We start from the raw sequence: 23031 nt of genomic DNA on the forward strand, positions 1-23031 counted from the left end.
ACGACTAGGCGAACAGTTGTCTTGGGCCTGGGGCAACTGCGCGCGCGCGGGGCATGGCGACTAGGTACAGGCCAAGGCAGAGCAGTGTCCAGAGCGGCGGCTCGGGGGCCTCGGCGACACCCCTGGCGCCCGCCAGTGCCCACAGGGCGGCGGACTCACCTCCCGCCACGGTCAGCGTAAAGCTACCCGATTCGATCCAGTTGACGGGGTGAACATCGTTCTCGGCGTCAGCGTAGAGCCCCTCGCCAATGCTGACCTGCCCGGCTTCGTCGCCGATGATCCAGTCAGACTGGGCCACCGCGGTGATCCCGTCACCGTCGAGCAGCGCAATGACGGCGGCATAGAGGTCATAGGTGAAGCGCAGCTCGGCCGTTTCGGTTCCGGCGTTCTCGATGGAGATCACACCATCGGTCTCGATTCCAGACTCGGCGTAACCCTCGCGGTAGGATGTTCAATCTGACCCAAAAAGGCGCTGAAAAGCCCATGCAAGAAGCGTGTTGCCGGGAAGGCCCGGCTGTCGGTTCTGTGCTCGGGTGGGTACGATGACGGTGCGACACTAGCTCATGCCCAGCCCTTGACAAACGGCGAACGGTTGGCCAGCCTACTGGCGCGGTGATCTGACCGCCTTGCCGGAGCGCGCACGACGTGATGAACGCATTCAAGAGCCCAGTGAGCCGTCTGGCCAACCTGTTCCAGCGGTCACGTGATGCCTGGAAGGCGAAAGCGTTGGAGCGGCAGCAGCGCCTGCGGGCCGCGGAGGTCAAGATTCGGGATCTGGAGCACAGCCGCGCGCAGTGGAAGGCGCGTGCGCTAAAGGCGGAGCGTGGGCGAACGGGCGCCGAAGAGGCCGCGGCGCCGGCGGCTGACGAACCAGTGGATGAGCCACCACAGCTTGCGCTGTCCCCGCCGGTCGGCCATCACTATTCGGTCATGGTCATGCAGTTGACCATGCGGCTGTATCTGCACGCGGGGCTTGGCAGTCGCGGCGTGGCGCGGGTCTTGAATCTGTTCGGCGCGACATTCCCGGTGGCGGCGCCAGCCCACACCACGGTGCTGAACTGGATCTATCGCTGCGGTCTCGCGATCCTCAATCGCCAACCGGAATGGCGCACGGATTGGATCTACGTCGCTGATCATACCATCGCCTTGGGGGCATCCAAGTGCCTGGTAATCCTGGGTATTCCGGTGAATGCACTGGCTCGGAGCGGTTACAGTCCGGGTCACGGCGCCATGCAGGTGCTGGCCGTGGAGATCACCACACACAGCACGGGGGCGTGGGTCGCGAACGTGCTCAGGCGCGTTGCGCAACGCACCGGTCCCCCGGTCCAGATCGTTGCCGACCACGGCAGCGACCTGCGCAAGGGCATCGCCTTGTTTCAGGAGCACGCCACTGCCTGCGTCTATACTTATGATATTTCTCATCTGATCGCGACGCTGCTCAAGGCCGAGATGGGCCGGGACGCGCGCTGGGAGTCCTTGCTGGCGCACTGTCGCAACGCCTGGTCAGCCTTGCAGCAGACCGATCTGGCCTTCTTGCTGCCGCCTCGGCAGCGCCTCAAGGCGCGTTTCATGAATCTGGATGTCCAGGTGCGGTGGGCACAACGGCTCCTCGCCTACCATGATCGCGGCGACTTCAGCGCGATCCGCGCGCAATACGTCCTGAAGTGGCCGGCATGGGAGCACCTGTGCGCGCGGTTCGGCGCCGCCCGGGCGCACCCATTGCGGGCCATCGTCGGCATTCGCTATCCCGACCGGGCGGCTTTTTGCCAGGCACTGCAGACACACTCAGACCTCGAGAGTGATACGCTCGACGATGTGTTCTGGCAGCAAGCGGACGCTGGGTACAGCCGCTTCCTTGACGGCTTTGCCTGGCTACTGTCCTACCGGGATGACCTGGTGGATTACGCGCAAATGATGGCGCAATCCAAGCTGATTCAGTCGCACCTCAAATCCAAGGGCCTCCAGCGGGGCTCCCAGGAATCACTCCAGGCCACGCTGCCACCGCAGTCAACGCTCACCCCACGCACGGCGGCCTTTACCCAACAGATGCTCGCGAAGGTGGCAGTGGAAGCCGCCAAGATCCCGACTGATAATGTCTGGCTGGCATCCTCCGATATCATCGAATCGGTCTTCGGGAAATACAAATGCTTCACCGCCAGGGGGCCACTCAAGGAGATCGGCAAGCTGCTGCTTGCGATTCCTGCCTTCATCGCCGACCTGGCGACTCCGTTGATTCGGGAGGCGATGGAATCGGTGCGTACGATTGATGTCGAGCACTGGGCGCAAGCGCATATCGGTGCGTCGATGCTGGCCCGGCGTCGGCATGCTCTCATTGATTCGTTATCAAACACTAAAACTGTATGAAGATAATTTGTGAAATAGGTCCGATATTGAACACCCTACCCTCGCGGTGACCCGCCTGACCGAGGCTGCGGGCGTATTGGATCAACTGATCGTCGATTCCCATCGTCAACATCCGGGTCGGATGCAAGGTCGCTTCCGACTGGGCGGCCCCATTGTCCGTGGTGAACTGATATTGATCGGAGATGCTTGCTGAAGCCTTGACGGTGAGGCCGTCGGGGATCGACATGACCGCGTTCACCAAGGTCAGGGTCAGGGTCACGCGGGTGATCGCCTCGTAACCCGCCGTGGCGGCCTGAGCGGCCCCCGGGATGGCCGCGGCTGCCAGCACCCAGGACAAGGCCAGGGCGAGCAGTCTGTGCATTGAACTCATGGTAACCTCTGGGCAATGGAGATTCAGGGTTTGGTGCCGGCCATCCAGGCCGTCACGTCGTTGAGCAACTTCTCGGGCATGCCCGCGGAGACCGCGTGCCCGGCGTCCGGATAGGCCGGGAACCAGATCGTTTGCCTACGTGGGAAGATGGAGCGCAGCTTGGCGAAGGAAAACGTCTGGTATTGGATTCTAATCGTCGCGTCCCCCGTTCCGGCGCTGTCATATTGCACGTCTACACTCTTTACCAGCTCGGGATAGCTTCTCAAGGAAGGGGGGAGCGCCGGGGTAGGGTGTTCAATCTGACCTAAAAAGGCGCCGAAAAGTCGATGCAAGAAGCGTGTTGCCTGGAAGGCCCGGCGGTCGGTTCTGTGCTTGGGGGAGTACGATGACGCGTGCGCCACTTTCTCATGCCAAGCCGTTGACAAACGACGAACGCTTGATCAGTCTACTGGCGCGGTGATCTGACCGCCTTGCCGGAGCACGCACGACGTGATGAATGCATTCAAGAGCCCAGCGAGCCGTCTGGCCAACCTGTTCCAGCGATCACGTGATGCCTGGAAGGCGAAAGCGTTGGAGCGGCAGCAGCGCCTGCGGGCCGCGGAGGTCAAGATTCGGGATCTGGAGCACAGCCGCGCGCAGTGGAAGGCGCGTGCGCTAAAGGCGGAGCGTGCGCGAACGGGAGCCGAAGAGGCCGCGGCGCCGGCGGATGACGAACCAGCGGATGAGCCACCACACCTTGCGCTGTCCCCGCCGGTCGGCCATCACTATTCGGTCATGGTCATGCAGTTAACCATGCGGCTGTATCTGCACGCGGGGCTCGGCAGCCGCGGGGTGGCGCGGGTATTGAATCTGTTCGGCGCGTCACTCCCGGTGGCGGCGCCAGCCCACACCACCGTGCTCAACTGGGTCTATCGCTGCGGTCTCGCGATTCTCAATCGCCAACCGCAATGGCGCACGGATTGGATCTACGTCGCCGACCATACGATCGCCTTGGGGGCGTCCAAGTGCCTCGTCATCCTGGGTATTCCGGTGAGTGCACTGGCCCAGAGCGGTTACAGCCCGTGTCACGGCGCCATGCAGGTGCTGGCCGTGGAGATCACAACACACAGCACGGGAGCGTGGGTCGCACAAGTGCTCAGGCGCGTTGCGCAACGCACCGGTCCACCAGTCCAGATCGTTGCCGACCACGGCAGCGACCTGCACAAGGGCATCGCCTTGCTTCAGGAGCACGCCACTGCCTGCGTCTATACTTATGATATATCGCATCTTATTGCGACGCGGCTCAAGGCCGAGATGGGCCGAGATGCGCGCTGGGAGTCCTTGCTGGCGCACTGTCGCCGCGCGTGGTCGTCCTTGCAGCAGACCGATCTCGCCTTCTTGCTGCCGCCTCGGCAGCGCATCAAGGCGCGTTTTATGAATCTGGATGTCCATGTGCGGTGGGCACAACGCGTCCTCGCCTACCATGATCGCGGCGACTTCAGCGCGATCCGCGCGCAATACGTCCTGAAGTGGCCGGCATGGGAGCACCTGTGCGCGCGGTTCGGCGCCGCCCGGGCGCACCCATTGCGGGCCATCGTCGGCATTCGCTATCCCGACCGGGCGGCTTTTTGCCAGGCACTGCAGACACACTCAGACCTCGAGAGTGATACGCTCGACGATGTGTTCTGGCAGCAAGCGGACGCCGGGTACAGTCGCTTCCTTGACGGCTTTGCCTGGCTACTGTCCTACCGGGATGACCTGGTGGATTACGCGCAAATGATGGCGCAATCCAAGCTGATTCAGTCGCATCTCAAATCCACGGGTCTTCAGCAGGGCTCCCAAGAATCACTCCAGGCCACGCTGCCACCGCCGTCAACGCTCACCCCACGGGCGGCGGCCTTTACCCAACAGATTCTCGCGAAGGTCGCATTGGAATCCGCCAAGATCCCGACTGATAGTGTCTGGCTGGCCTCCTCCGATATCATCGAATCGGTCTTCGGGAAATACAAATGCTTCACCACCAGGGGGCCGCTCAAGGAGATCGGTAAGCTGGTGCTTGCGATTCCTGCCTTCATCGCCGACCTGGCGACTCCGTTGATTCAGGAGGCGATGGAATCGGTGCGTACTATTGATGTCGAGCAGTGGGCGACAACGCACCTCGGTGCGTCGATGCTGGCCCGGCGTCGGCGTGCTCTCATTGATTTTGTGTCAAACACGAAAACTGGCATGGTTCAGTTTAATTCCTGTTTACAGACATTGAAATATATGTAATATATCTAGTTCGGCGCGGGTTTCGTCACTTTTTGAATAAGTGAGAACTTCTTGAACGGACAATGGACATGCCCTCATTGCAATTCACAGAATTGTCGCATCACAAGACGTATCAAACCGGTCATAACGGTACGCGTTTGCTGTGGCGATGTCAAAGTTGCAATAGGCTCTTTCCGAGACCAAAGCCACCCTTATCGAGGGCTCAGGAAACCGACCAGCTTCATCATTCAAGTGCTCAAAACGCGCACTGAGGGGATCGGCTTGAACGCCGCCTGCCGGGCCTTCGCGATTGCGAAGAATACGTTGCTCCTATGGGAGCGTCGCCTGGCCGATTGCAAGGATGTGCTGGTCATATATGCCCTGACGCACACCTTTATTGAGCAACTGATCGAAGGTGATGAGCTTTATACGAAAGTGAATAGGAATGTCCCCCCGGAGGATTGTGAAGGCTGGACGATCGTACTGATGGAAAGGGCAAGTCGATTTATCTGGGCGCTTCAGTGCGGGAAAAAGGATCGCAGCCTATTTTCATATGCCATACAAATACTTAGAGATGTCATCCTGCGTACTGGCGATGTCACTCTAGTCACCGACGGGGAACGTCGGTATGGCAATCTCCTGTTTGAAATTTGCCACGAAGTATTGCGAACCGGAAAACGCGGCCGCCCACCGAAAGTGCTTCGTCGCGGTGTGAAGGTGCGCCTTAAGAATAAAGGGAAAGGAACTGATAGAACGGGGCACTCGCGTCCCAAATACGAAACCCCTCATCCGGAGCATCCAGAAACCGATCAAGATGTGACGCCAGCCGATATTCATGCTAATCATTTGGAAGCATCGAACGCTTCATTTCGGCGAAAGAATTCTGCTTATCGCCGCCGAACGAATACGTACGCGAAGAGCATTTCTGGTTTGCAAAGAACATTGGATATGTTGTGGATTGTCCATAACTTTATTCGCAGCCACTTCACGACAAAACAGGTTCCTGCGGTGGCTCTGGGATTCTCCAGCAGGGACTCTCGTGGGATGAGGTCCTTAGAGTTCGACAGCCCAGGTTATAAAAATACTACAAAAACATAAGGATAAGGAAGAACCAAACTGAACCAGTGCCCGAAAACTGCATGAATTTAATTTGCGATATAGGTGAGATATTGAACACCCTAGCGCCGGGGTGTAGACCATGACGTCGAGTCCGGCGTTGGTGATCATGGTCTTGACGAACGGCAGATTTTCCAGGAAGAGCGCGCCATAACGGTTGGACTGCGGGGTTATGTCGTAGTTCATTGCCGTCGCCGAGTTGGTGTAAAAGGCGTTATAGACACCGAGCGGAGGGCAACTGATGAAGTTGAGAATCGGCGGCAGTCCCCATCCGAATTCCTCAAAGAAGAACCTGCCGAACGTCGGGTCGGGGGGGGTCGACGCTTCGTATTGTGCCCATGCGTCGCCGAGCACCTGCGGCATAACCTCCATCCACGGGCGCTCCGTGCCCGGAAGCGCCCCGGGTTCCGCGTCCCCTTTTGGATAAGGCTCAGTCTTGACGTTGTAAGGGAACCAGGAATGCCCGTCGTAGTCGAACGCGTAGCGGTTGTTGATGTAGAAGCCATCGATCCGCGTCACGTCAAAATCGAGCAGTTCCGTCACCGGCTTGGTCAGAATCAGACGGCCCCAGGTCCACACCGTCACCGCGAGCTCGGAATAGGCACCGTCGGCTCCCTGGTTTATCAGTGTCCGCTTTGTATGGTAGGGTGAGATGTCCAGATTCAACATGACGAACCTGATCGCGTTTTCGGCCTTATCGCACGGAGGGGCGTCACGTGCGGTGGAGCAGCGCTCGAAAATCGTGCCCTTGCGCGATGCGAGTTGATCGATCGGCGAGTTCGCTTCCTCGTACAGGTCCCCGGTGACTTGGGACTGGTTGGCCCCGGTCAATTGCGGCTGGATCAGGATTTGTCGCCCGAATTGCCTGGCGATGACGCTCGGGGCATAGACCGAGCCCTTGGGCTTTTGGTGGCGCTGGTCCAGGAAGGCCTGGACCTCCTTGGACAGTTGCGGATCGACATAGATGTCGTCGCTGCCGTCGCCGTAGCGACGATAATTGAGCAGCAGGTTGAGCATGGTCGTGACGCGGGTGCCGCCATAGCTCTCGCCCACCAGCACGACCGGGTTATTGCGGATATCCGGGTGTGCGTTAATTTTACTTTGTTAAATTGCAATAGGCCATTGAATTTGATATAATTTTAGCAGCGGTAAAAATATATTCGGAGCGTGTAAGAGAAGCCTGGTGAATAAAACAAACTATGGTCAACCGGACTATGCTTTGAAAAGGATAGTAAAGCATCTATCAAATCATCTTGAAGGCTATCATGAATGCTTTCTGACCAAAACTTCCGATGGTTATGAGTTATGTCGAGGTTACATCAACGGCCTTCTGAAAACAGAGTCTGGTAAGCGTAACATCGAACGCCTTAACGAAGAGATCGAGATGCCGGATAACAGCTATCAGCAGCTTCAACACTTTATCACGGATTCCCCCTGGTCTTCAGAGAGAGTCATGCGCTTAGTTGCCCAAAATACATCTGATCTGTATGCCGACCAACACGACTATCGCTCTCGTGACGTCGGTTATATTATTGACGAATCCGCACATCTAAAGAAAGGCAACTATTCGGCGGGTGTTTCCAGACAATATGCTGGGGTGGTCGGAAAAGTGGATAACTGCCAGGTTGGCGTCTACGCGAGCTTAGTTTGGCAGTGTCACAGCACGTTGGTTAACTGTCGCCTCTTTCTACCAGAGTCATGGACCAGCAATCCAGAGCGTTGTGAAAGAGCGGGCATACCTCCTGACGCGCGTGCTTTCAAGACCAAGCTGGAACTGGCGCTCGATATGGTGACAGCAGATATGGCGGCAGGCGTGGAATTTGGCTGGGTCGGTGGAGACGGCGTCTACGGACATGGATGGGAATTAAGTAATGCTATAGATAACATGGGCTTAACGTTTGTTTTCGACGTTCATTGCAATCAGCTAATTTATACCGTTGAACCAACGATTTCAGTTCCTGAGAAGAAGCCTGGGCCGGGTCGCCAACCGACGAAGCCACAAACAGATATAGATCCCATAACGGTGAAGAACTATGGCACTTCTCTAAGTTCTCATGCATGGCGAAACGTTACAGTTCGCGATGCGGTTAAGGGGCCGTTGACGCTCTCAATTCATGCGGAAAGAGTGTGGGTCTGGGATGGCAAAGGTGATCGTGCAATAGAGCGAGTCTTGGTAATAAGCCGAAATCTGGCCGACAATAAGATCAAATACTCGCTAAGCAACGTTGACTACATGGAGACACCGATTGAAAGGCTAGCATACATGCAAGCCCAACGATATTGGGTGGAGCGTGCCTTTCAGGAGGCTAAATCCGAAATCGGGATGTCTGATTATCAAGTTAGGAAATGGAATGCCTGGCACCATCATATGGCACTTGTCATGCTCTCACTCTCCTTTATCGTAAAAGAGCGTATTACGCACAAACTTGAATACCCTTTATTAAGCTGCCGGGACGTTCGGCTGATGATTATCGCGTTACTAACGCAGGATGAGGCTATGGTTGAAAAGCGTATTGCACAAATGGCGGTCAGGCATGATCAACGGCGTAGCGATATCGAGCGGCGTTACAAGATAGCCTAGCCAGGCTAGTTGAAAAGCGGCCAGAATTCAAGTTAACAAAGTAGAATTAAGGAAGCGCAACAGCACCCGTACCAGCTGGGCCGCATCGATATAGGGGTTGAAATTCTGGGCGTCGTAGAACCCGAACGTGTAGTCGAAATCGGTGGGGCTGAGATTGTATGAGTAGCCGGTGGCGGGGGCGTCGATGTAGAGCAGATGGCCCATGCGCGTCCAGGAATACGCATTGAGCGAGGTGGCTGCTTGCTCGGGCGTGGGACCCCAAGGCTCCGGGTGCATCGAGCGCGGACCCGTATTGGTGCTCAAGAGACCCTCGCAGGTCGGACAGCCCGGTCCACCGTTGAAGAAGACGAACAGGGGCCTGGTCGCGGGGTTCTGGTTGGCGTCCGGATCGGCGGGGTGGAAGTTGTAGAAGATCTCCGCCCGGGAAGAGGTGAAGTCCAAGTGTTCGGTCTCCTTGCGGAGCTTGAACGTGATCTGCTCGACATGGGAGTAGCCGGCCTCCGGGGTGAGGGGCGCGGCCGACGCACCAGCGGCGCTGACACAGAGAGAGAGTCCGAAGGCGATGGTGGCGAGGGCGGATGACCCTTGCCGTAACAATCTCAAATAGCTTGCCATTATACTGCGCACCTAGCAAATCGTAAAGGGATTGATGCGATAACGCGCGGGCACTGGCTCCGGGTGCAGCGGGATCGGGTCGCGCACCGCGGCCGATAGCCGCGTTTGCCGGTAAACTGAACCTTGGTCAGCCCGCGACCGCTAGTGTAGACCACTGCCGGTATTGCGTACTGATAACTCGCTTGCACTCCTGAGGCCCTGGTGTCGCACCGCGGGCACCGGGATCGCGCGTGGCTTCCCTGTCCCGGACTACGACCGGGTCGCCGCGCTGCCGGAGGATGCGGGGGAGGGCGTCGCAGCGCCCGCGCCCGATCCTGAGTCGGCGTCCGAGTTCGACCCGGTCGCGGTCCAATGGAGAAGGCCATCGACCCGGTGTTCCACTTTCCCCGCGGGACCCGCGCCGGGCACTCCCTGCACGACCTCTTCGAGCACCTGGATTTTCGTGACGCCGCCTGCCCGGCTATGACTATGACCAGGCGATCGGCGGGGTGCGTTATCTCTGTCCTGCGCGGGATGCGGCCGGCGGCCGGACCCGGCCGGGGCGGGCCTTGATTGAGGACCTGGATCGCCTTTTTGGCTGCACCGGGGCATAGTCCTGGCGGGGCCTGACAGGTCCGCGCAGCGGACCCTACGAGGACCAGTGCCCCCGCCCTTGACTGCGCCATCAGTAGGGCGTATTTTCCCCGGCGTTCGGAAGGCATCACCCAAGCAAGGGGCGGTCAGCGATGAGCTTTGGCGTTTCAAGCCCCACTGGGGGGAGTAGTGGAACGGTGGAACAATTCAGAGTCGCCGACCGGCTTGCCCTGCTAGAGCGCGCCGGTGAGCATATCCTGTTCAATCCCGGGCGGGTCAACCCGATCTACTTCCCGCGGGGCGGTGAAGAGGCGCTGACACTGTTGCAGCGATTGCGTGAGGCCGGACCCCTGACGCGGCAGGCGCCGGACCTTTGCCCGCCCGACCTGTTCGATTTCTTCGTGGCCCACGGCCTGCTCGTACCCACGGCATCCCCCGTGACCGTCGGCGGCGCCTGCCGGTGCCAACCCGGCGCCGGACTCGCGCCGGCCAGAAGCCTGTATCTTCTACTCACGCACGCCTGCAACCAGGCCTGCCTGTATTGCCTCAACGGGCGCAGCACCTATCATGAGGCGCCGGTGCTCGTCATGTCGGCCGCGGTGGCCCGTGATGCCCTACGCACGGTCTGTGAATCGATTGCCGCCGACGGCCGGATGGAGGTCGTTTTTTTCGGCGGTGAGCCGCTGCTCAACTGGCCCCTGGCCAAAGAGGCCATCGCCTACTGCGAGGAGGTGCTGAAGCCGGCCCATCCCGGCCAGACCTTCCACTATCACCTCACCACCAATCTCACCCTGTTCCCGGATGACCTGGTCGCGCTGGCCCGTCGCCATGCGATCAGCTTCCTGGTGGACATCGACGGACCGGCGGAGCTTCACGACCGGATTCGGCCCCTGAAGGCCAGCGCCCGGCACGGCAGCAGTTTCCGCAAGAGCGCGGAACACATCGGCCGTTTGCGGGATGCGGGGCTGGAGATATCGTTGCGTGCGACCGTGACCAGCCACAACCACGACCGGCTCCCGGAGGTGGCACAGACGCACCGTGCCCTGGGGGGCTCGGGCAGCGCATTTGTGCCCTTGAACGCGGTGGACTCGGACGAATGGATCATGCCGCTGGACCTGTGCCCGGACCCGGCGCTCTATGCCCAAGGCCTGCGCGAGGTCTATCGTGAGCGGATCTGGCCGGTTACCTCGCTGTTTCCGTTCAATGAATACCTGACGCGGTTACGGCCGAATCACCAGCCGGGCCTGGGCTGCGGCGCACCCTACGGCAACACGCCGGTGATCACGGCCGATGGCCGCATCTTTTCCTGTATCTATCTGGTCGGCATCGAGCGCTTTGCGCTCGGCGAACTGGCCCGCAACGATTTTCCACGCCCGGCGGTCACGGCGCAGATGCAGGCCATCGCCGCCAACCCGACCCGGCCGGAATGCGTGGACTGCGACTATCGTCAGTTGTGCGGCGGCGGCTGCCCGGTGGGCAAGTTCATCATCGCCGACAATCCGCACGCCACGCCTGCCATCCGCCGCTACACGCAGGACGTGGTGTGCGCGACCAGCAAGACGGTGTTGACTGAATTGTTGTGGGATCAGGCGCAGGGGGACATTTCTCAACAGGCCCGAGGCGATTTCAGGGGGCAGCGATGAAGAACGAGGTTGATGACGCCCGTGACGCGAACCTGACCGCTGGATCGCCATCGGCAGGCGTAGCGACGGCGGGGCGGGAAACGCGGCCGATGGTGGTGTGGGGGACGATCGCGGCGGTGTCCTTATTCGGTGCAGGTGCGGCCCAGGCCATGGTGGATAGTCATCGCACCAGGGCCGCCGTTACGCTTGATCAAGTCGGGCGAGGCGGCGCCGGGGAGTTGGCATGGAACTGCACGGGCTGCACGGATTGCGTGCAGAACAATGCCCCGCCATGCACGAGTTGCACAAGCTGTACGAGTTGTACAAGCGGTTGTACGAGTGGTTGCACGAGCAGTTGCACGAACTGTACAGACTGCACGAGCTGTACGAACTGTAAGAGTGGTTGCACGAGCAGCTGCACGAGCAGCTGCACAAGCAGTTGCACGACCAGTTGCACGCAGAGTTGTACCGGTGGTTGCACGAGTGGTTGCACGACCAGTTGCACGCAGAGTTGTACCGGTGGTTGCACGAGTGGTTGCACGACCAGTTGCACGCAGAGTTGCACCGGTGGTTGCACAGGTGGTTGCACGGCTGGTTGCACGGCGGGTCGCACGAGCGGCACGAAAAGCACCATCAACGGGAGCTAGGGTCGGCTCTGCGACAGGCACCCCACGGAGGCCGTGTCGCAAATCCGTCAAGGACCGGTGCTGCGTGCGCTAAGCAACTGATCAGAAAAGTCGAAGGCCGTGGCACGCTGTTTGCTCAGGGCTTTCCAAACGGAATCGGAAGCGAACCCACGTCAGCCCCTCGTCCCCCTGTCACCATTAACGACACAGCCTTTGCTGCATTTCGGATGCGGCGCGACTATTGAACAGAAAAGACTGTCGGAGGAGCACTTGTGCGACCTCTTCCTGCAACTGTGCGACTTGGGTCAACTCTACGGTACACGGGGGCTTTCTTTTTCTCTCACGTTTCGCACCAAGCGATTCCTGACCGAGCATCCTTGTGCCGCTTACGTCTGCAATGGGGCCCGCTGTCACCGTGGAGTGGCCAAGGAAATCAAGAAGCTCGTGATCCGGGAGGATGGCACCGTGTTCCCTGAAAGCCCAATGCTGGACCCTCGTTTCGCGCTCGGCAGCCTGTACGAAGACCGGCTTGGGGGGCTGGTCGCCAACTACTTTGCCGACGGGTATGCGCAGTTCGACCGCCTGTGCCGGTCGGTTTATCAGACCGTGATACCGACCTGGACCTCCCCCCTGATCCCCTGGAACGAGATCCTGTGCGAGCGCAGTTGGACCTTCGCCGACGCGGGCGCACCGGACGGCACCTGTCAGGTGCTGGATCAGTTGACCAGGACCCGGATTGGGCAGTCGGCATCCGCTTAGGCGGGCCATACCGTCTCCAGCCGGGGCGTTACGCTGCCGGTTTCGGCGGTAGGCTCTGCGACAGGCGCCCCCTGTCGGGCTTGTCGCAAATCCGTCAGGGACCGCTGCTGCGTGCACTAAGCAACTGATCCAAAAAAATCGAAATCTATGGCACGCGGTTTGCTTAGAGCTTTCCAAACGGAACCGGAAGCGAACCCATGTCAGCCCATCGACCGCTCGTCACCATCAACGACACGACCCTACGCGACGGCGAGCAATCCGCCGGCGTGGCCTTCTCACTGGCGGAGAAGCTTGCGATTGCCCGCGGGCTCGCGGCTATCGGGGTCCCGGAACTCGAAGTCGGCATTCCGGCCATGGGCGAGGAGGAGCGCGACTCCATCCGTGCCCTGGCGACATTGGATCTGCCGGTCCGCCTCATGGTATGGGCGCGGATGCTGCCCAAGGACCTGGAGCAGTGCCGGGGGCTGGGGGTGGACCTGGTCGACCTGTCGATCCCGGTCTCGGATCAGCAGATTCAAGGCAAGCTCGGGCGTGACCGCGACTGGGTACTGCGCCAGATCGCCTACGAGGTGCGGGCCGCCCGCGACCTGGGGTTTGAGGTCTGTGTCGGCGGCGAGGACGCCTCCCGGGCCGACCCCGGGTTTCTGTGGCTGGCGGCCGAGACCGCCCAGGCGGCGGGGGCGACCCGGTTCCGCTTCGCCGATACCATGGGGATGCTGGAGCCCTTCGGGGTCTTCGAGCGCATCCGGGCGCTGCGCGAGCGCGTCGACCTGGGGCTTGAGATGCACGCCCACGACGACCTGGGTCTGGCCACGGCCAACACCCTGGCGGCGACGCGCGCCGGGGCAACCCACGTCAATACTACGGTCCACGGGCTCGGCGAGCGGGCCGGCAATGCCGCCCTGGAGGAGGTCGTGATGGGCCTCAAGCATACCCAGGGCCTGGATACCGGGGTGGACATGTCGCGTTTCGACGTGCTCTCCCGCCTGGTGGCCCGCGCCTCCGGCAAGCCGGTCGCCTGGCACAAGAGCCTGGTCGGGCAGGGTGCCTTCACGCACGAGGCCGGTATCCATGTCGATGGGCTGCTCAAGGACCCGCGCAATTACCAGGGTATCGACCCGGCCGAGGTGGGGCGTATGCACGCCCTGGTGCTCGGCAAACACTCGGGGCGCAGTTCCGTCCGCCAGGTCTACGGCGAGACCCTGCAACTCGATCTGGCGCCGGAGCAGGCCGAGCGCGTGCTGCCCCTGGTGCGGCACTTCGTCACCCGCAACAAGCGCTCGCCGAACACCGCGGACCTGCGCGGCTTCCTGGTCGAGATCGGTCATCCAGGCGCGGTGCTGCAGTGACGCCCGTACCGGTTATGCAAGCGGGAGAAGATTTTTTGCCGCAAATGAACGCAAATAGACGCAAATTAATCCCTGACGGCCTCGGCAACCTGGTCGCGTCGCCAGTGTGCAGCGGCAGCAAGCTGCGGAAAGGCGCGATAGCGAGTTCTTCATTTGCGTTCGTTTGCGTTCATTTGCGGCCAAATCCTCTTTCGAGGGTATCGCGATGAGCGACGTCGTACTGGCAGCACCGCCGCCGCCCGGCGTCTGGTCCATGATCGGCGAGGACGTGGACAGCGTCTTCGCCCGAGACCCGGCGGCGCGCAACCGCTTCGAGGTCTATACGACCTACCCGGGAGTCCATGCCCTGCTACTGCATCGCCTGGCCCATCCGTTGTGGCGACGGGGCCTGCGCTGGCTGCCGCGCTTCATCAGCTATCTGGCCCGCATCTGGACCTCCATCGACATCCATCCGGGGGCCTGCATCGGCCGGCGCTTCTTCATCGACCACGGGGCCGGGGTGGTGATCGGGGAGACCGCGGAGGTCGGCGACGATGTGACCCTCTACCACGGGGTCACCCTGGGCGGGACCTCCTGGCGGCGTGGTAAGCGTCACCCGACCCTGGGGGACGGCTGTGTGGTGGGGGCCGGGGCCAAGATCCTGGGGCCGGTGGTGTTGGGCCGCCGGGTCAAGGTGGGGGCCAACTCGGTCGTTATCGGCCATGTGCCGGACGACAGTACCGTGGTCGGCATTCCCGCCAAGGTGGTGCGCACGCGCCCCTCGCGTCATCCCAATCCCTTAGGCATCGACCTGGACCACCACCTGATGCCGGACCCGGTCGCCGGGGCCATCACCTGTCTGCTGGACCGTATCCGGCACCTGGAGGAACACCTGGGCGTTCACGGCTGCGGGCCGGGCGGTTGCTCCCCGGAAGACGAGTGCAAGGTGTGTGACGCAAAGCAGGTCTGCGAGCCGCCGGACCAGCACTATCCGACCCTGGGGGTGTGACGATGGACCTGTTGGACTTCAACGGCGAACCCATGTACTTCGACGAGCCGGTGACCCCGGAGGTGGGGCGGCTCCTGGCCTACGCCGCCGAGCACTATGGGGACCCCGTCGCGGAGCACAGCCTGCTGCGCGCCTATTTCCTGGAGCCCGAGCACCTGACGGTGGTGGTGGCCCTGTATCGCTATTTCTATTACCGGCGCTGCTATCGTGAGGCCCTGGCGACGGCGGAGCGGGCGATCAGGCTTGCCGCCGCCCGCCTGGACCTGCCGGCGCGCTGGCAGGACCTGTCCGAGTCGGACCTGGGCGCCTCGGTGCTGGTTTCGATGAGCCTGACCCGCTTCCTGCTCCTGGCGCTCAAGGGTGCGGGCTACCTGTTGCTGCGTCTGGGCGAGCCGGTGGCGGCCCTGGAGCGCTTCGACAAGATCGCCGAGATCGACACCAGCGACCGACTCGGCATCAAAGAGCTGCGCGCCCTGGCGCAAGGCGCCGTGACCGAGGCCGCGGTGGCGCGGGCCGGCGGGAACCTGAGTTTCATTGGTCGCTAGTCAATCCAACCAGCCACTAGCCATTAGCCACTAGCCACTAGCCACTTCCCCGGAGGCCATCATGACCATCGACGACTTCGATTCCGACCTGGAGGAACTGTCCAGCGCGGAGGACTTTCTGGACTATTTCCGCATCGACTACGATCCCAAGGTGGTGCAGGTGAACCGGCTGCATATCCTGCAGCGCTTCCATGACTACCTGGGGGAGGTGGACGAACTGCCGGATGGGCCGGCGGCGCGCTGGACGCTGCACGCGGACCGGCTGGCGGCGGCCTATCACGACTTCGTGGTCTCGGATGCGCGCACGGAGAAGGTCTTCCGGGTCTTTCACCTGCACGAACCCAAGACCGCCAATATCCCTTTGAGCGACCTGCTCGGGCAGATCCCCCATGCTGCCGGCCTTTGAATATGGGACCCAGGTGCGGGTCCTGCGCAATGTGCGCAACGATGGGACCTTTCCCGGGTATCCCACCGGGGCGCTGCTCTTGCGGCGCGGCAGTGTCGGCTTCGTGCGCGACCTCGGGACCTTTCTCCAGGACCAGATTATCTACTCGGTCCATTTCCTGGAGCAGGACCGCGTAGTCGGCTGCCGGGAGGAGGAACTGCAACTCGCCGGCGACCCCTGGATACCGAGCCGCTTCGAGTTTCGCGACCGGGTGAGGGCGCGCATCCCGCTGGGCATTCAAGGGCGGGTGGTGGTGCAGCGGGGCACCGAGGGCGAGGTCCTGAAGGTGGTGCGCGACGCCCCGGGCGGGGTTGCATACCAGGTCTGGTTCAATGGACCGAACGCGCTTCAGGTGCCGGAGTCGGCGCTGGATGGCGAGGCGATCGATGACGAGGTGTGAGGCGGTACTCGTGACAGCCCTTCAAGCCTCGGCGAGTATTCGCCGCGATGTCGCCGTAGCCCGGATGGAGCGCAGCGCAATCCGGGGACGACCTCGCAGATACGCGGCGAATCAGCGAGTTGCCGCCGGGACCTGGATTGCGCTGCGCTCCATTCAGGCTACGCGTTGCGCTCCGTGCCGGATACGAGTAATCCGGAAATGACTCACGCTACCTGTTTCCAGGATCAATGCCCATGAGCGCATTCCAGACTGCTTTGCCGCCAACCGCCGGCGCGACCGACCGGGGCGAGTTCCGCTATCACCTCCTGCGTGCCGCCGGGGAGCGTTTCCAGGCGGGTGTTGCGGACCTCGATGAAGCCCAGTTGGCGGAGGTTACCCGTCAGGCGCGGCGTACCTTCGAACTGGAGGACCTGGTGCTTGGGTCCGCGGAGGCGCGCGGCCTGGTGATTCCGCTCGACCAGGTCGCGGCGGCCGTGGCCGCGGTGCGCGGGCGCTACAGCGATACCCAGGAGTTCCGATCGGACCTGGAACGCAACGGCCTGGACCTGGAGGGCCTGCACCTGGCGCTGCGGCGCGAGCTGACCTTCGACGCGGTGATGCAGCGCGTCGGCAGCCGCCACGCGGGGGTGGACGAGTTGGAGGAACGGCTGTTCTATGACTTTCATCAGGAGCGTTTCACCGTCGCGGAGCGGCGCACCGCCCGTCACCTGCTGATCACCGTGAACGACGAGGATGCCGAAAGCCGGCGCGACCTCGTGCAGGCGCGCATCGAGCGCCTGGCGGAGCAGGTGCGGGGCCCCGCCGGCGGCCGGACCCAGCGCTTCGAGGCCCTGGCACGCCGCCACTCGCAGTGCCCCACGGCCCTGGAGGGCGGGCGGTTGGGCGAGGTGGTGCCCGGCCAGTTGTACCCGGCGCTCGACGCGGCCCTGTTCGCCCTGGGAGCGGGCGACCTCGGCGGCCCGGTGGAGTCCGAACTGGGCTTTCACCTGCTGCTATGCGAGCGCATCCAGCCCGGGCGCTCCATTCCCTTCACTCAGGCCAGACCCCAGATCCGGGCACTGTTGGAGGAGCGCGCGCGGCGCCATTGCCAGAAGGCCTGGATCGGCGGCCTGCGGCAGGGGGCGGCCGGGTCGGTGGCTAAGCCCCCAATCGATGGGATCAGGTTCGATGACAGTCCACTAGGAGAGCAGGCGGCATGAACGACAAACTCCAGACCTGTTCCTTTTGCGGGGCCTCTCAGGGGGTCGAAACCCCGCTGATTGCCGGGATCGACGGCCACATCTGCGAGGCCTGCGTCGCGTTGGCCCACCAGGTGGTCACCAGTTGGGGGCGGTGCCGGTCGCTCAACGGCCCGCTCAAGCCCCCGCCCAAGCCCAAAGAGATCAAGGACCAACTCGACCTCTATGTCATCGGCCAGGAGTCCGCCAAAGAATGCCTGGCGGTGGCCGTGCACAACCATTTCAAGCGCCTGGCCGTGGAGGCCAGACACCCGCGCCGCGCCCTCGACGACCGTGACCGGGTGGAGATCGACAAGTCCAATATCCTGTTGCTCGGCCCCTCCGGGACCGGCAAGACGCTGCTCGCCGCCACCCTCGCGCGCATCGTCGGGGTGCCCTTCGTCATCGCCGACGCCACCACCCTGACCCAGGCGGGTTATGTGGGGGACGACGTGGAGGGCATCATCGTGCGCCTCCTGGACGCGGCCGGCGGCAACAAGGACGTGGCCGAGTGGGGCATCGTCTACATCGACGAGATCGACAAACTGGCGCGGGTGGGGGAGAACAGCCACGGCACCCGCGACGTCTCGGGCGAGGGCGTGCAGCAGGCACTGCTGAAGCTGATCGAGGGCACCCAGGTCAAGATCAGCGCCAAGGGCCGCAAGGAGTCGGCCGAGACCCCGGTAATCGACACCCGCAACATCCTGTTCATGGTCGGCGGCGCCTTCGCCGGGCTGGAGCGCGTCCTGCGCCGCCGCCTGGAGCCCGGCCCCTCCGCCATCGGCTTCCACTCGGAGATCACCGCCAAGGCCGACCCGCGCGCCGCCGCCCGCATCTATGACGAGACCCAGCCCGACGACCTGCGCCACTTCGGGCTGATCCCCGAGTTCATCGGCCGCCTGCCGGTGGTGGTCGCCCTGCATGATCTCGATGAGGCCGCGCTGGTGCGCATCCTGACCGAGCCCCGCAATGCCCTGGTGCGTCAATACCAGCAGTTGTTCCTTTTTGAGGGGGCCAGCCTGGAGTTCACCCCCGAGGCCCTGGTCGCCATCGCCCGCAAGGCCATCGCCCGCGGCACCGGCGCACGGGGCCTGCGCAGCGTCCTGGAGGGCCTGTTGCAGCGGCCCATGTTCGACCTGCCGTCCATGACCGACGTCGTTGGCTGTCTGGTGGATGAGGCGGCAGTGAACGGGGATGGACCGGTGCAGTGGCGGCATACCGCGGCGGAGCCGGAGTCGGTGGCGGTGGGCGCCGGGTGAGCCGCAGTCAGGCGGCACCCGGGAGCGCCGACAGCGTGTCGACCAGGGCGCGCAACGCCCTCGGGACTTTTTCTCGTTACACCGCTCCAGCGGTGTCACGCATGTGTCAGGCGCTCTGCGCCTCGAGCGTCAGTGGCCGAAGCGAAAATCAAGGCCGGTCAGGACCCAATCCGCTCATCCCATGCCCGGTTGGCATCATCCGGCACATGCGCCACCGCCCAGGCTGCGAAATTGAACCCCGTGTCGGCAAAGGTCTGGGCGCTGGCGGGGTAAAGGTAGGCGGTAACCGCAGTGTGAAAGGCGGCCTGACCGGCGAATTGCCGCCAGTCGCGGTAACCAGGCGAGCGATGATCGAACAGGGACTGGAGGACGATACGCCGCAGGGTCGGGTGCATCAGCCCGGAAAATGAATTCCATCGCTCCTGGGACCGCAGCCACTGCCATTCCCAGGCTACTGCGAGCGCCTCCTCGTGCCAACGGTCGAATGAGCCGCCGAACAAGCGTCGGCAGAAATCGCAAACGTAATGGAAGCGTTCGTGCTGATAAACCGAGTAGACCAGAAGTTGCAGAACCCGCTCGGCGTCCTTCGTGGTGACGAAGGGAAACTGCTGTTGGGCATGTCGGATATGCGTCTTCCAGTACGTCTCGATATTCCCGCGGTATAGTGTGATCATGCCGGGGCTGGCCATAAATCGGTAGGTGCCGAGAACTGAAACCGAAGCTGGACTCTCGGGAAAAGATTTGCCGCTGTCGGGGGCGCGTTCGTGGAAAATCTCAATGTCCGGTGCATCGTCGAAGATATCGGATGGAAGAAGGCAGTCGTCCGGCGCTTCTTCGACTGGCGAGGAAAGGTTTCGATGCTGGATCGGCGCATCGGCAAGGATTTGCTTGATAAGAGTGTCGGTGATGGGCATGATAAAAGTTTGCTCCGAACTACACCCATGACTCGTGTACGGGGTTCACGTGGTCATTTCAGAACCGGTTTGTGGCGAAGGCAGCGAGTCGCAGTTGGCGGAGCATCACGTAAGAACGCAGCAATTGAGGCTGTTGCACGCCTTGAAGGTCTTTAGCTATCTGCAGGGCCGATTGGGTCATTGCTGATGCCGCTACTTGTACTGAACCGTAACATCCAGTGCCATATGCCAAGATCTTGAGTGCGCATGGGGTATCCTTGATAGCTTTGTTCAGTGACGCATCAAGCAGCAATTTGTTTCCAGAACGGTCGACAAATTCTTGATCGTATTCGGGAGCGCCGCTAAACCCGTGACCAGACATCGACGAAATTGCTTGGTAATTTCTTGCAAATAAATGTTCGACATCAAACTCCACCGCCCGGCGGTGAGCATTCAAACCATTGGGTAGACAGGATTCAAACGCGCGCAATAGATGCTTCAACTGGGCAGATTGATTGTCAAGCCTCGGGTTCCGTGCAATCTGCCAAATGATGAAACTCTCGCGCGTGCCATAACTTTCCAGGTAGTCGGATACGCCATCGACAAGACGTTGCGGATCGCCATTTCCCTCCTGCGTGCAGCCAAATATATTTTGCCAGAGCAATGTGAAGTTGCCGGGCTTGGCATTGCCAACAATTAAACGCAATAGCTCGGCTAGATATAGTGGAGAGACGTCCCGATCACTGTTTTCAGGAATAGCATCAATTTTGCTCCAAATTTCTGATTGCCAGGAGACATCGTTTGGCAAGCTTCTTGATCTTATCGAAAATTCATTGAGCAACTCATTTCTTATTACACGATTTGACAGGCGCATCTGGCCCAGCGAGTCATGCCAGTCGACACCATAGCGAGCGCGCGTAGCTAGCAACAAAGCAAGTTGCTTCGCCTGCAAGCCCAACGAGCCTAGCACCATCTGATAGTCGTCGCTCGCGTCACGCGTCGGTGCCTTAGTGAAAAGCTTATTGACAAAGCTCGGCTTGTTGATCTGCGTTCCTCGTAATGCGTTCGCAAATCGGCCAACCAAGCTGTTATGCTGTTCGACAAGTTCATTGCCTTTTGCCAAGATGTCTACCACAAGTTTACCGTCAGTGCTTGCCTTTACTGAGAGTCCGTCACGATAGCGACCATAAAGAGCCTCAAGCGGCTCCTCGTGGATTGAAATCCCCAATGACTCCCATAACGCAATACTGATGTGGCGCAAGAAGTCATCTTCATTAAGCAAGCTCCCCATCTGGTCGATCGAACGATAGACAGTCCCGAAGCTCGTGTTCAGTTGTGGAGCTAAGCCATAGTTAAAATTGTCGTCAGCTTCCATTGCGAAACCTTTTACTTTTTCTAGTTTTGTTAAGTCTTTGCCACGATCGTTAAGAGTTAGAAAAGGCGAAAGGCTTGTGCCAGCCGGCAGTTGTACCCAATTCAGGCAGAATCCGTCTCCAATAAGAAAACGGTACTCGTCGCTCCCTTGTCTCGGTGGGGAACCCCGAAATTGTCTGAACATCTCGATCAAACGTTTCTGACTGCGCGTTTCGATCAAACCAGCGTCCGGGTCGATTGCTAGAGCGTGACGCCAATGCGCATGATCGGCCGCCGGATTGAGAATGACCTTTGGGATACGCCGCCCGTTTGGAAGATCGATGTAACGGTTCGGATCATGCAAAGCGCACTCTAGCAATGACAAGAGTGTAATTAATCGCTGCTGCCCATCGACTACTAGATGCACCTTGAAGCTTGTAGTATTGGTTTGAAAATCGCAGTTGCGGAGGTCTCGGATGTCATCGTTATTCGCATCGATATAGTTTTTTAACAAAGCATCTCTTGGCTTGACTTGAATCGTATGGATGGCGCCGAAATAATGCATGGTGCCGGGTCTATTCGCAAGCATGTTCCGTGCGGTGGCGACGTGAAGGTCACGTAAGAGATCGTCCCATTGCGGCTTCTCCCACGCATAGGGGCGTTGAAAGGTTGGGATAACAAAAATATCTGTTTGATTAAATAGTTGCGATACGGTGGTAAATGACATCGTAAGGTTCTCTTTGAATTGTTCTGTGGTCAACGGTGACGTGGGAGCGCCCCGCTGCCGCTTCCCGGCCGTCCATACCGCGACGACCATATGGTAGCCCAAGACTTGATATGCGAGGCTGTACCCGGTCGACCATAGCTTGATTTTGTCGACGTGGTCGAATCCGTGCAGCCGCGCCGCAGGGACCCGCGGCCCGCTCATGCACCAGCGCCGCAGCCCAACGGGGATAAAGGTGCGTCTCACGCCTGCCGAAGTTGTTGCGCTGCGCGAATCTTGGACTTACGAACCAAATGTTCGATGTACTGATAGTTGCGCCATTGCTGCTCCTCCTCATCCGTCAGCCCGCCCTCGCGGCTGCGTTCAAGGAGGTGGTCAATTTGGGTTTGAAGGGGTTGGCTCGGACGTAGCGCCATGATCTGCTCCGGCGTGGGCAGGCTGGCGAGGAGTTCCAGTACGTCCGCCAGTCCCGAGAATCCGGCAGCCCCTTGGGCGTCGAGTTCGCGCAGACCGAGGCTCAGGATATGCGGCAGGCGCTGTCGGCGGGGTCGCAACTGCGCTGCGAGGTCGTCGGGAATTTGCAGGGTGAATTGCATCACGCTCGGCTCGGTCGAAAACAGTTGTCGTTCCAGATACCTTGGCTCCAGTATTCCCCCCATCCCTGAGCGCGTCAAGCCGGGGCTGCTGTCGACCGGATTGCTGTTGCAGACCGTGGCGGCTTGGCGGTGGGACTTGCGGGCGAGTGCGGGGTGCTGGTCGGACCTAAATCCGACCGGTAGCTGGTTTGGGGCGGGATCGCGGCAGCGTCCCGTCGCCCAAAACGACGACCGGCCCCGCGGCGATGGGGATCGGCTCGACGGCCTTGATCGTCGGTGCGGCCAAGGAACGCGTAGGGTGCGCCGCGCGCACCTGTAACCCCAGTGCAGTTCGGAGGTTACCGGGTGCGCGCGGCGCACCCTACGGGCGTTGTCTCGGTTCCGACCGGAACTATGATCAAGGCCGG

General features: G+C 61.0%; 21 protein-coding genes and 1 pseudogene. 13 read left to right on the plus strand and 9 right to left on the minus strand.

Annotated features, from left to right (window positions below; translation table 11 throughout):
* Nucleotides 1-4 precede the first annotated feature (4 nt).
* The gene (locus THSYN_RS10735; RefSeq protein WP_100919138.1) at nucleotides 5-403 is read right to left on the minus strand and encodes a hypothetical protein; all 399 of its coding nucleotides are present in this window, start codon (nucleotides 401-403) and stop codon (nucleotides 5-7) included.
* 245 nt (nucleotides 404-648) lie between these two features.
* Between THSYN_RS10735 and THSYN_RS10740 the strand changes: the two genes are divergently transcribed.
* Nucleotides 649-2364 carry a hypothetical protein gene (locus THSYN_RS10740; RefSeq protein WP_100918684.1) on the plus strand — a complete coding sequence of 572 codons (1716 nt, stop codon included), beginning with the start codon at nucleotides 649-651 and terminating at the stop codon, nucleotides 2362-2364.
* On the opposite strand, the gene THSYN_RS10745 is transcribed toward THSYN_RS10740, so the two are convergent.
* Both THSYN_RS10745 and THSYN_RS10750 read right to left on the minus strand, forming a co-directional pair.
* Nucleotides 2351-2734, minus strand: a complete 384-nt coding sequence (locus THSYN_RS10745) for a hypothetical protein (protein WP_157817595.1) — start codon at nucleotides 2732-2734, stop codon at nucleotides 2351-2353. The two genes, THSYN_RS10740 and THSYN_RS10745, sit on opposite strands and share 14 nt — an antisense overlap.
* A gap of 23 nt (nucleotides 2735-2757) precedes the next feature.
* Nucleotides 2758-2964, minus strand: a complete 207-nt coding sequence (locus tag THSYN_RS10750; RefSeq protein ID WP_100919140.1) for a hypothetical protein — start codon at nucleotides 2962-2964, stop codon at nucleotides 2758-2760.
* A 262-nt stretch (nucleotides 2965-3226) separates the two neighbouring features.
* On the opposite strand from THSYN_RS10750, the gene THSYN_RS10755 reads away from it, so the two are divergent.
* Both THSYN_RS10755 and THSYN_RS33705 read left to right on the plus strand, forming a co-directional pair.
* Nucleotides 3227-4984 (plus strand): hypothetical protein, encoded by a 1758-nt coding sequence (locus THSYN_RS10755; RefSeq protein WP_100919141.1) that lies wholly within the window; start codon nucleotides 3227-3229, stop codon nucleotides 4982-4984.
* Nucleotides 4985-5035: 51 nt separating this feature from the next.
* Nucleotides 5036-6061 (plus strand): annotated as a pseudogene (locus THSYN_RS33705) (transposase).
* On the opposite strand, the gene THSYN_RS10765 reads toward THSYN_RS33705, so the two are convergent.
* On the minus strand, nucleotides 6017-7132 hold the full coding sequence (locus THSYN_RS10765) for a hypothetical protein (protein ID WP_157817597.1): 1116 nt from the start codon (nucleotides 7130-7132) through the stop codon (nucleotides 6017-6019). The pseudogene THSYN_RS33705 and the gene THSYN_RS10765 sit on opposite strands and share 45 nt — an antisense overlap.
* Before the next feature lie 130 nt (nucleotides 7133-7262).
* Here THSYN_RS10765 and THSYN_RS10770 point away from each other — a divergent pair, with 130 nt between their 5' ends.
* A complete protein-coding gene (locus THSYN_RS10770) occupies nucleotides 7263-8660 on the plus strand; it encodes an IS701 family transposase (RefSeq protein WP_157817576.1) in 1398 nt (465 codons plus the stop codon).
* Between the two features lie 27 nt (nucleotides 8661-8687).
* Here the strand turns inward: THSYN_RS10770 and THSYN_RS10775 are convergent, their stop codons facing one another.
* Nucleotides 8688-9275: a S10 family serine carboxypeptidase-like protein gene (locus THSYN_RS10775; RefSeq protein WP_100919144.1), complete on the minus strand. Its 588-nt coding sequence runs from the start codon at nucleotides 9273-9275 to the stop codon at nucleotides 8688-8690.
* Nucleotides 9276-10045: 770 nt separating this feature from the next.
* Between THSYN_RS10775 and THSYN_RS10785 the strand changes: the two genes are divergently transcribed.
* Entirely contained in the window at nucleotides 10046-11491 is a 1446-nt protein-coding gene (locus THSYN_RS10785; RefSeq protein ID WP_172965261.1) for a radical SAM/SPASM domain-containing protein, read from the plus strand.
* 190 nt (nucleotides 11492-11681) lie between these two features.
* On the opposite strand, the gene THSYN_RS33710 is transcribed toward THSYN_RS10785, so the two are convergent.
* Nucleotides 11682-12023 carry a hypothetical protein gene (locus THSYN_RS33710; RefSeq protein WP_157817598.1) on the minus strand — a complete coding sequence of 114 codons (342 nt, stop codon included), beginning with the start codon at nucleotides 12021-12023 and terminating at the stop codon, nucleotides 11682-11684.
* Nucleotides 12024-12366: 343 nt separating this feature from the next.
* Between THSYN_RS33710 and THSYN_RS10795 the strand changes: the two genes are divergently transcribed.
* The 8 genes from THSYN_RS10795 (at nucleotide 12367) to clpX (ending at nucleotide 19058) form a co-directional block, all read left to right on the plus strand.
* The gene (locus tag THSYN_RS10795) at nucleotides 12367-12855 is read left to right on the plus strand and encodes a hypothetical protein (RefSeq protein ID WP_100919148.1); all 489 of its coding nucleotides are present in this window, start codon (nucleotides 12367-12369) and stop codon (nucleotides 12853-12855) included.
* A 197-nt stretch (nucleotides 12856-13052) separates the two neighbouring features.
* Nucleotides 13053-14204 (plus strand): homocitrate synthase, encoded by a 1152-nt coding sequence (gene nifV, locus THSYN_RS10800; protein WP_100919149.1) that lies wholly within the window; start codon nucleotides 13053-13055, stop codon nucleotides 14202-14204.
* Nucleotides 14205-14409: 205 nt separating this feature from the next.
* On the plus strand, nucleotides 14410-15192 hold the full coding sequence (gene cysE / locus THSYN_RS10805; protein ID WP_100919150.1) for a serine O-acetyltransferase: 783 nt from the start codon (nucleotides 14410-14412) through the stop codon (nucleotides 15190-15192).
* A 2-nt stretch (nucleotides 15193-15194) separates the two neighbouring features.
* A complete protein-coding gene (locus THSYN_RS10810) occupies nucleotides 15195-15737 on the plus strand; it encodes a hypothetical protein (protein WP_100919151.1) in 543 nt (180 codons plus the stop codon).
* Nucleotides 15738-15798: 61 nt separating this feature from the next.
* Nucleotides 15799-16143 (plus strand): nitrogenase-stabilizing/protective protein NifW, encoded by a 345-nt coding sequence (gene nifW, locus THSYN_RS10815; protein ID WP_100919152.1) that lies wholly within the window; start codon nucleotides 15799-15801, stop codon nucleotides 16141-16143.
* On the plus strand, nucleotides 16127-16582 hold the full coding sequence (locus THSYN_RS10820) for a nitrogen fixation protein NifZ (protein WP_100919153.1): 456 nt from the start codon (nucleotides 16127-16129) through the stop codon (nucleotides 16580-16582). The genes nifW and THSYN_RS10820 overlap by 17 nt, the downstream gene beginning before the upstream one ends.
* Before the next feature lie 233 nt (nucleotides 16583-16815).
* Nucleotides 16816-17781 carry a nitrogen fixation protein NifM gene (nifM, locus tag THSYN_RS10825; RefSeq protein WP_100919154.1) on the plus strand — a complete coding sequence of 322 codons (966 nt, stop codon included), beginning with the start codon at nucleotides 16816-16818 and terminating at the stop codon, nucleotides 17779-17781.
* Nucleotides 17778-19058, plus strand: coding sequence for an ATP-dependent Clp protease ATP-binding subunit ClpX (gene clpX / locus THSYN_RS10830; protein WP_100919155.1), 1281 nt, complete (start codon nucleotides 17778-17780; stop codon nucleotides 19056-19058). Before nifM ends, clpX begins: the two co-directional genes overlap by 4 nt.
* A 158-nt stretch (nucleotides 19059-19216) precedes the next feature.
* On the opposite strand, the gene THSYN_RS10835 is transcribed toward clpX, so the two are convergent.
* The 3 genes from THSYN_RS10835 to THSYN_RS10845 form a co-directional block, all read right to left on the minus strand.
* Nucleotides 19217-19972 carry a hypothetical protein gene (locus THSYN_RS10835; RefSeq protein WP_100919156.1) on the minus strand — a complete coding sequence of 252 codons (756 nt, stop codon included), beginning with the start codon at nucleotides 19970-19972 and terminating at the stop codon, nucleotides 19217-19219.
* Nucleotides 19973-20030: 58 nt separating this feature from the next.
* Nucleotides 20031-22031 carry a DUF262 domain-containing protein gene (locus tag THSYN_RS10840; protein WP_157817599.1) on the minus strand — a complete coding sequence of 667 codons (2001 nt, stop codon included), beginning with the start codon at nucleotides 22029-22031 and terminating at the stop codon, nucleotides 20031-20033.
* A gap of 239 nt (nucleotides 22032-22270) precedes the next feature.
* Nucleotides 22271-22624 (minus strand): hypothetical protein, encoded by a 354-nt coding sequence (locus THSYN_RS10845; protein WP_100919158.1) that lies wholly within the window; start codon nucleotides 22622-22624, stop codon nucleotides 22271-22273.
* Nucleotides 22625-23031 lie beyond the last annotated feature (407 nt).

The organism is Candidatus Thiodictyon syntrophicum, from assembly GCF_002813775.1.
Taxonomy (GTDB): Bacteria; Pseudomonadota; Gammaproteobacteria; order Chromatiales; family Chromatiaceae; genus Thiodictyon; species Thiodictyon syntrophicum.

Coding starts and splice junctions, on each gene's coding strand:
- nifW (WP_100919152.1), top strand. CDS start 15,799: ATGACCATCGACGACTTCGATTCCGACCTGGAGGAACTGTCCAGCGCG.
- THSYN_RS10740 (WP_100918684.1), top strand. CDS start 649: ATGAACGCATTCAAGAGCCCAGTGAGCCGTCTGGCCAACCTGTTCCAG.
- THSYN_RS10810 (WP_100919151.1), top strand. CDS start 15,195: ATGGACCTGTTGGACTTCAACGGCGAACCCATGTACTTCGACGAGCCG.
- clpX (WP_100919155.1), top strand. CDS start 17,778: ATGAACGACAAACTCCAGACCTGTTCCTTTTGCGGGGCCTCTCAGGGG.
- nifM (WP_100919154.1), top strand. CDS start 16,816: ATGAGCGCATTCCAGACTGCTTTGCCGCCAACCGCCGGCGCGACCGAC.
- THSYN_RS10775 (WP_100919144.1), bottom strand. CDS start 9,275: ATGGCAAGCTATTTGAGATTGTTACGGCAAGGGTCATCCGCCCTCGCC.
- THSYN_RS10820 (WP_100919153.1), top strand. CDS start 16,127: ATGCTGCCGGCCTTTGAATATGGGACCCAGGTGCGGGTCCTGCGCAAT.
- THSYN_RS10845 (WP_100919158.1), bottom strand. CDS start 22,624: ATGCAATTCACCCTGCAAATTCCCGACGACCTCGCAGCGCAGTTGCGA.
- THSYN_RS10840 (WP_157817599.1), bottom strand. CDS start 22,031: ATGTCATTTACCACCGTATCGCAACTATTTAATCAAACAGATATTTTT.
- nifV (WP_100919149.1), top strand. CDS start 13,053: ATGTCAGCCCATCGACCGCTCGTCACCATCAACGACACGACCCTACGC.
- cysE (WP_100919150.1), top strand. CDS start 14,410: ATGAGCGACGTCGTACTGGCAGCACCGCCGCCGCCCGGCGTCTGGTCC.
- THSYN_RS10755 (WP_100919141.1), top strand. CDS start 3,227: ATGAATGCATTCAAGAGCCCAGCGAGCCGTCTGGCCAACCTGTTCCAG.
- THSYN_RS10745 (WP_157817595.1), bottom strand. CDS start 2,734: ATGAGTTCAATGCACAGACTGCTCGCCCTGGCCTTGTCCTGGGTGCTG.
- THSYN_RS10835 (WP_100919156.1), bottom strand. CDS start 19,972: ATGCCCATCACCGACACTCTTATCAAGCAAATCCTTGCCGATGCGCCG.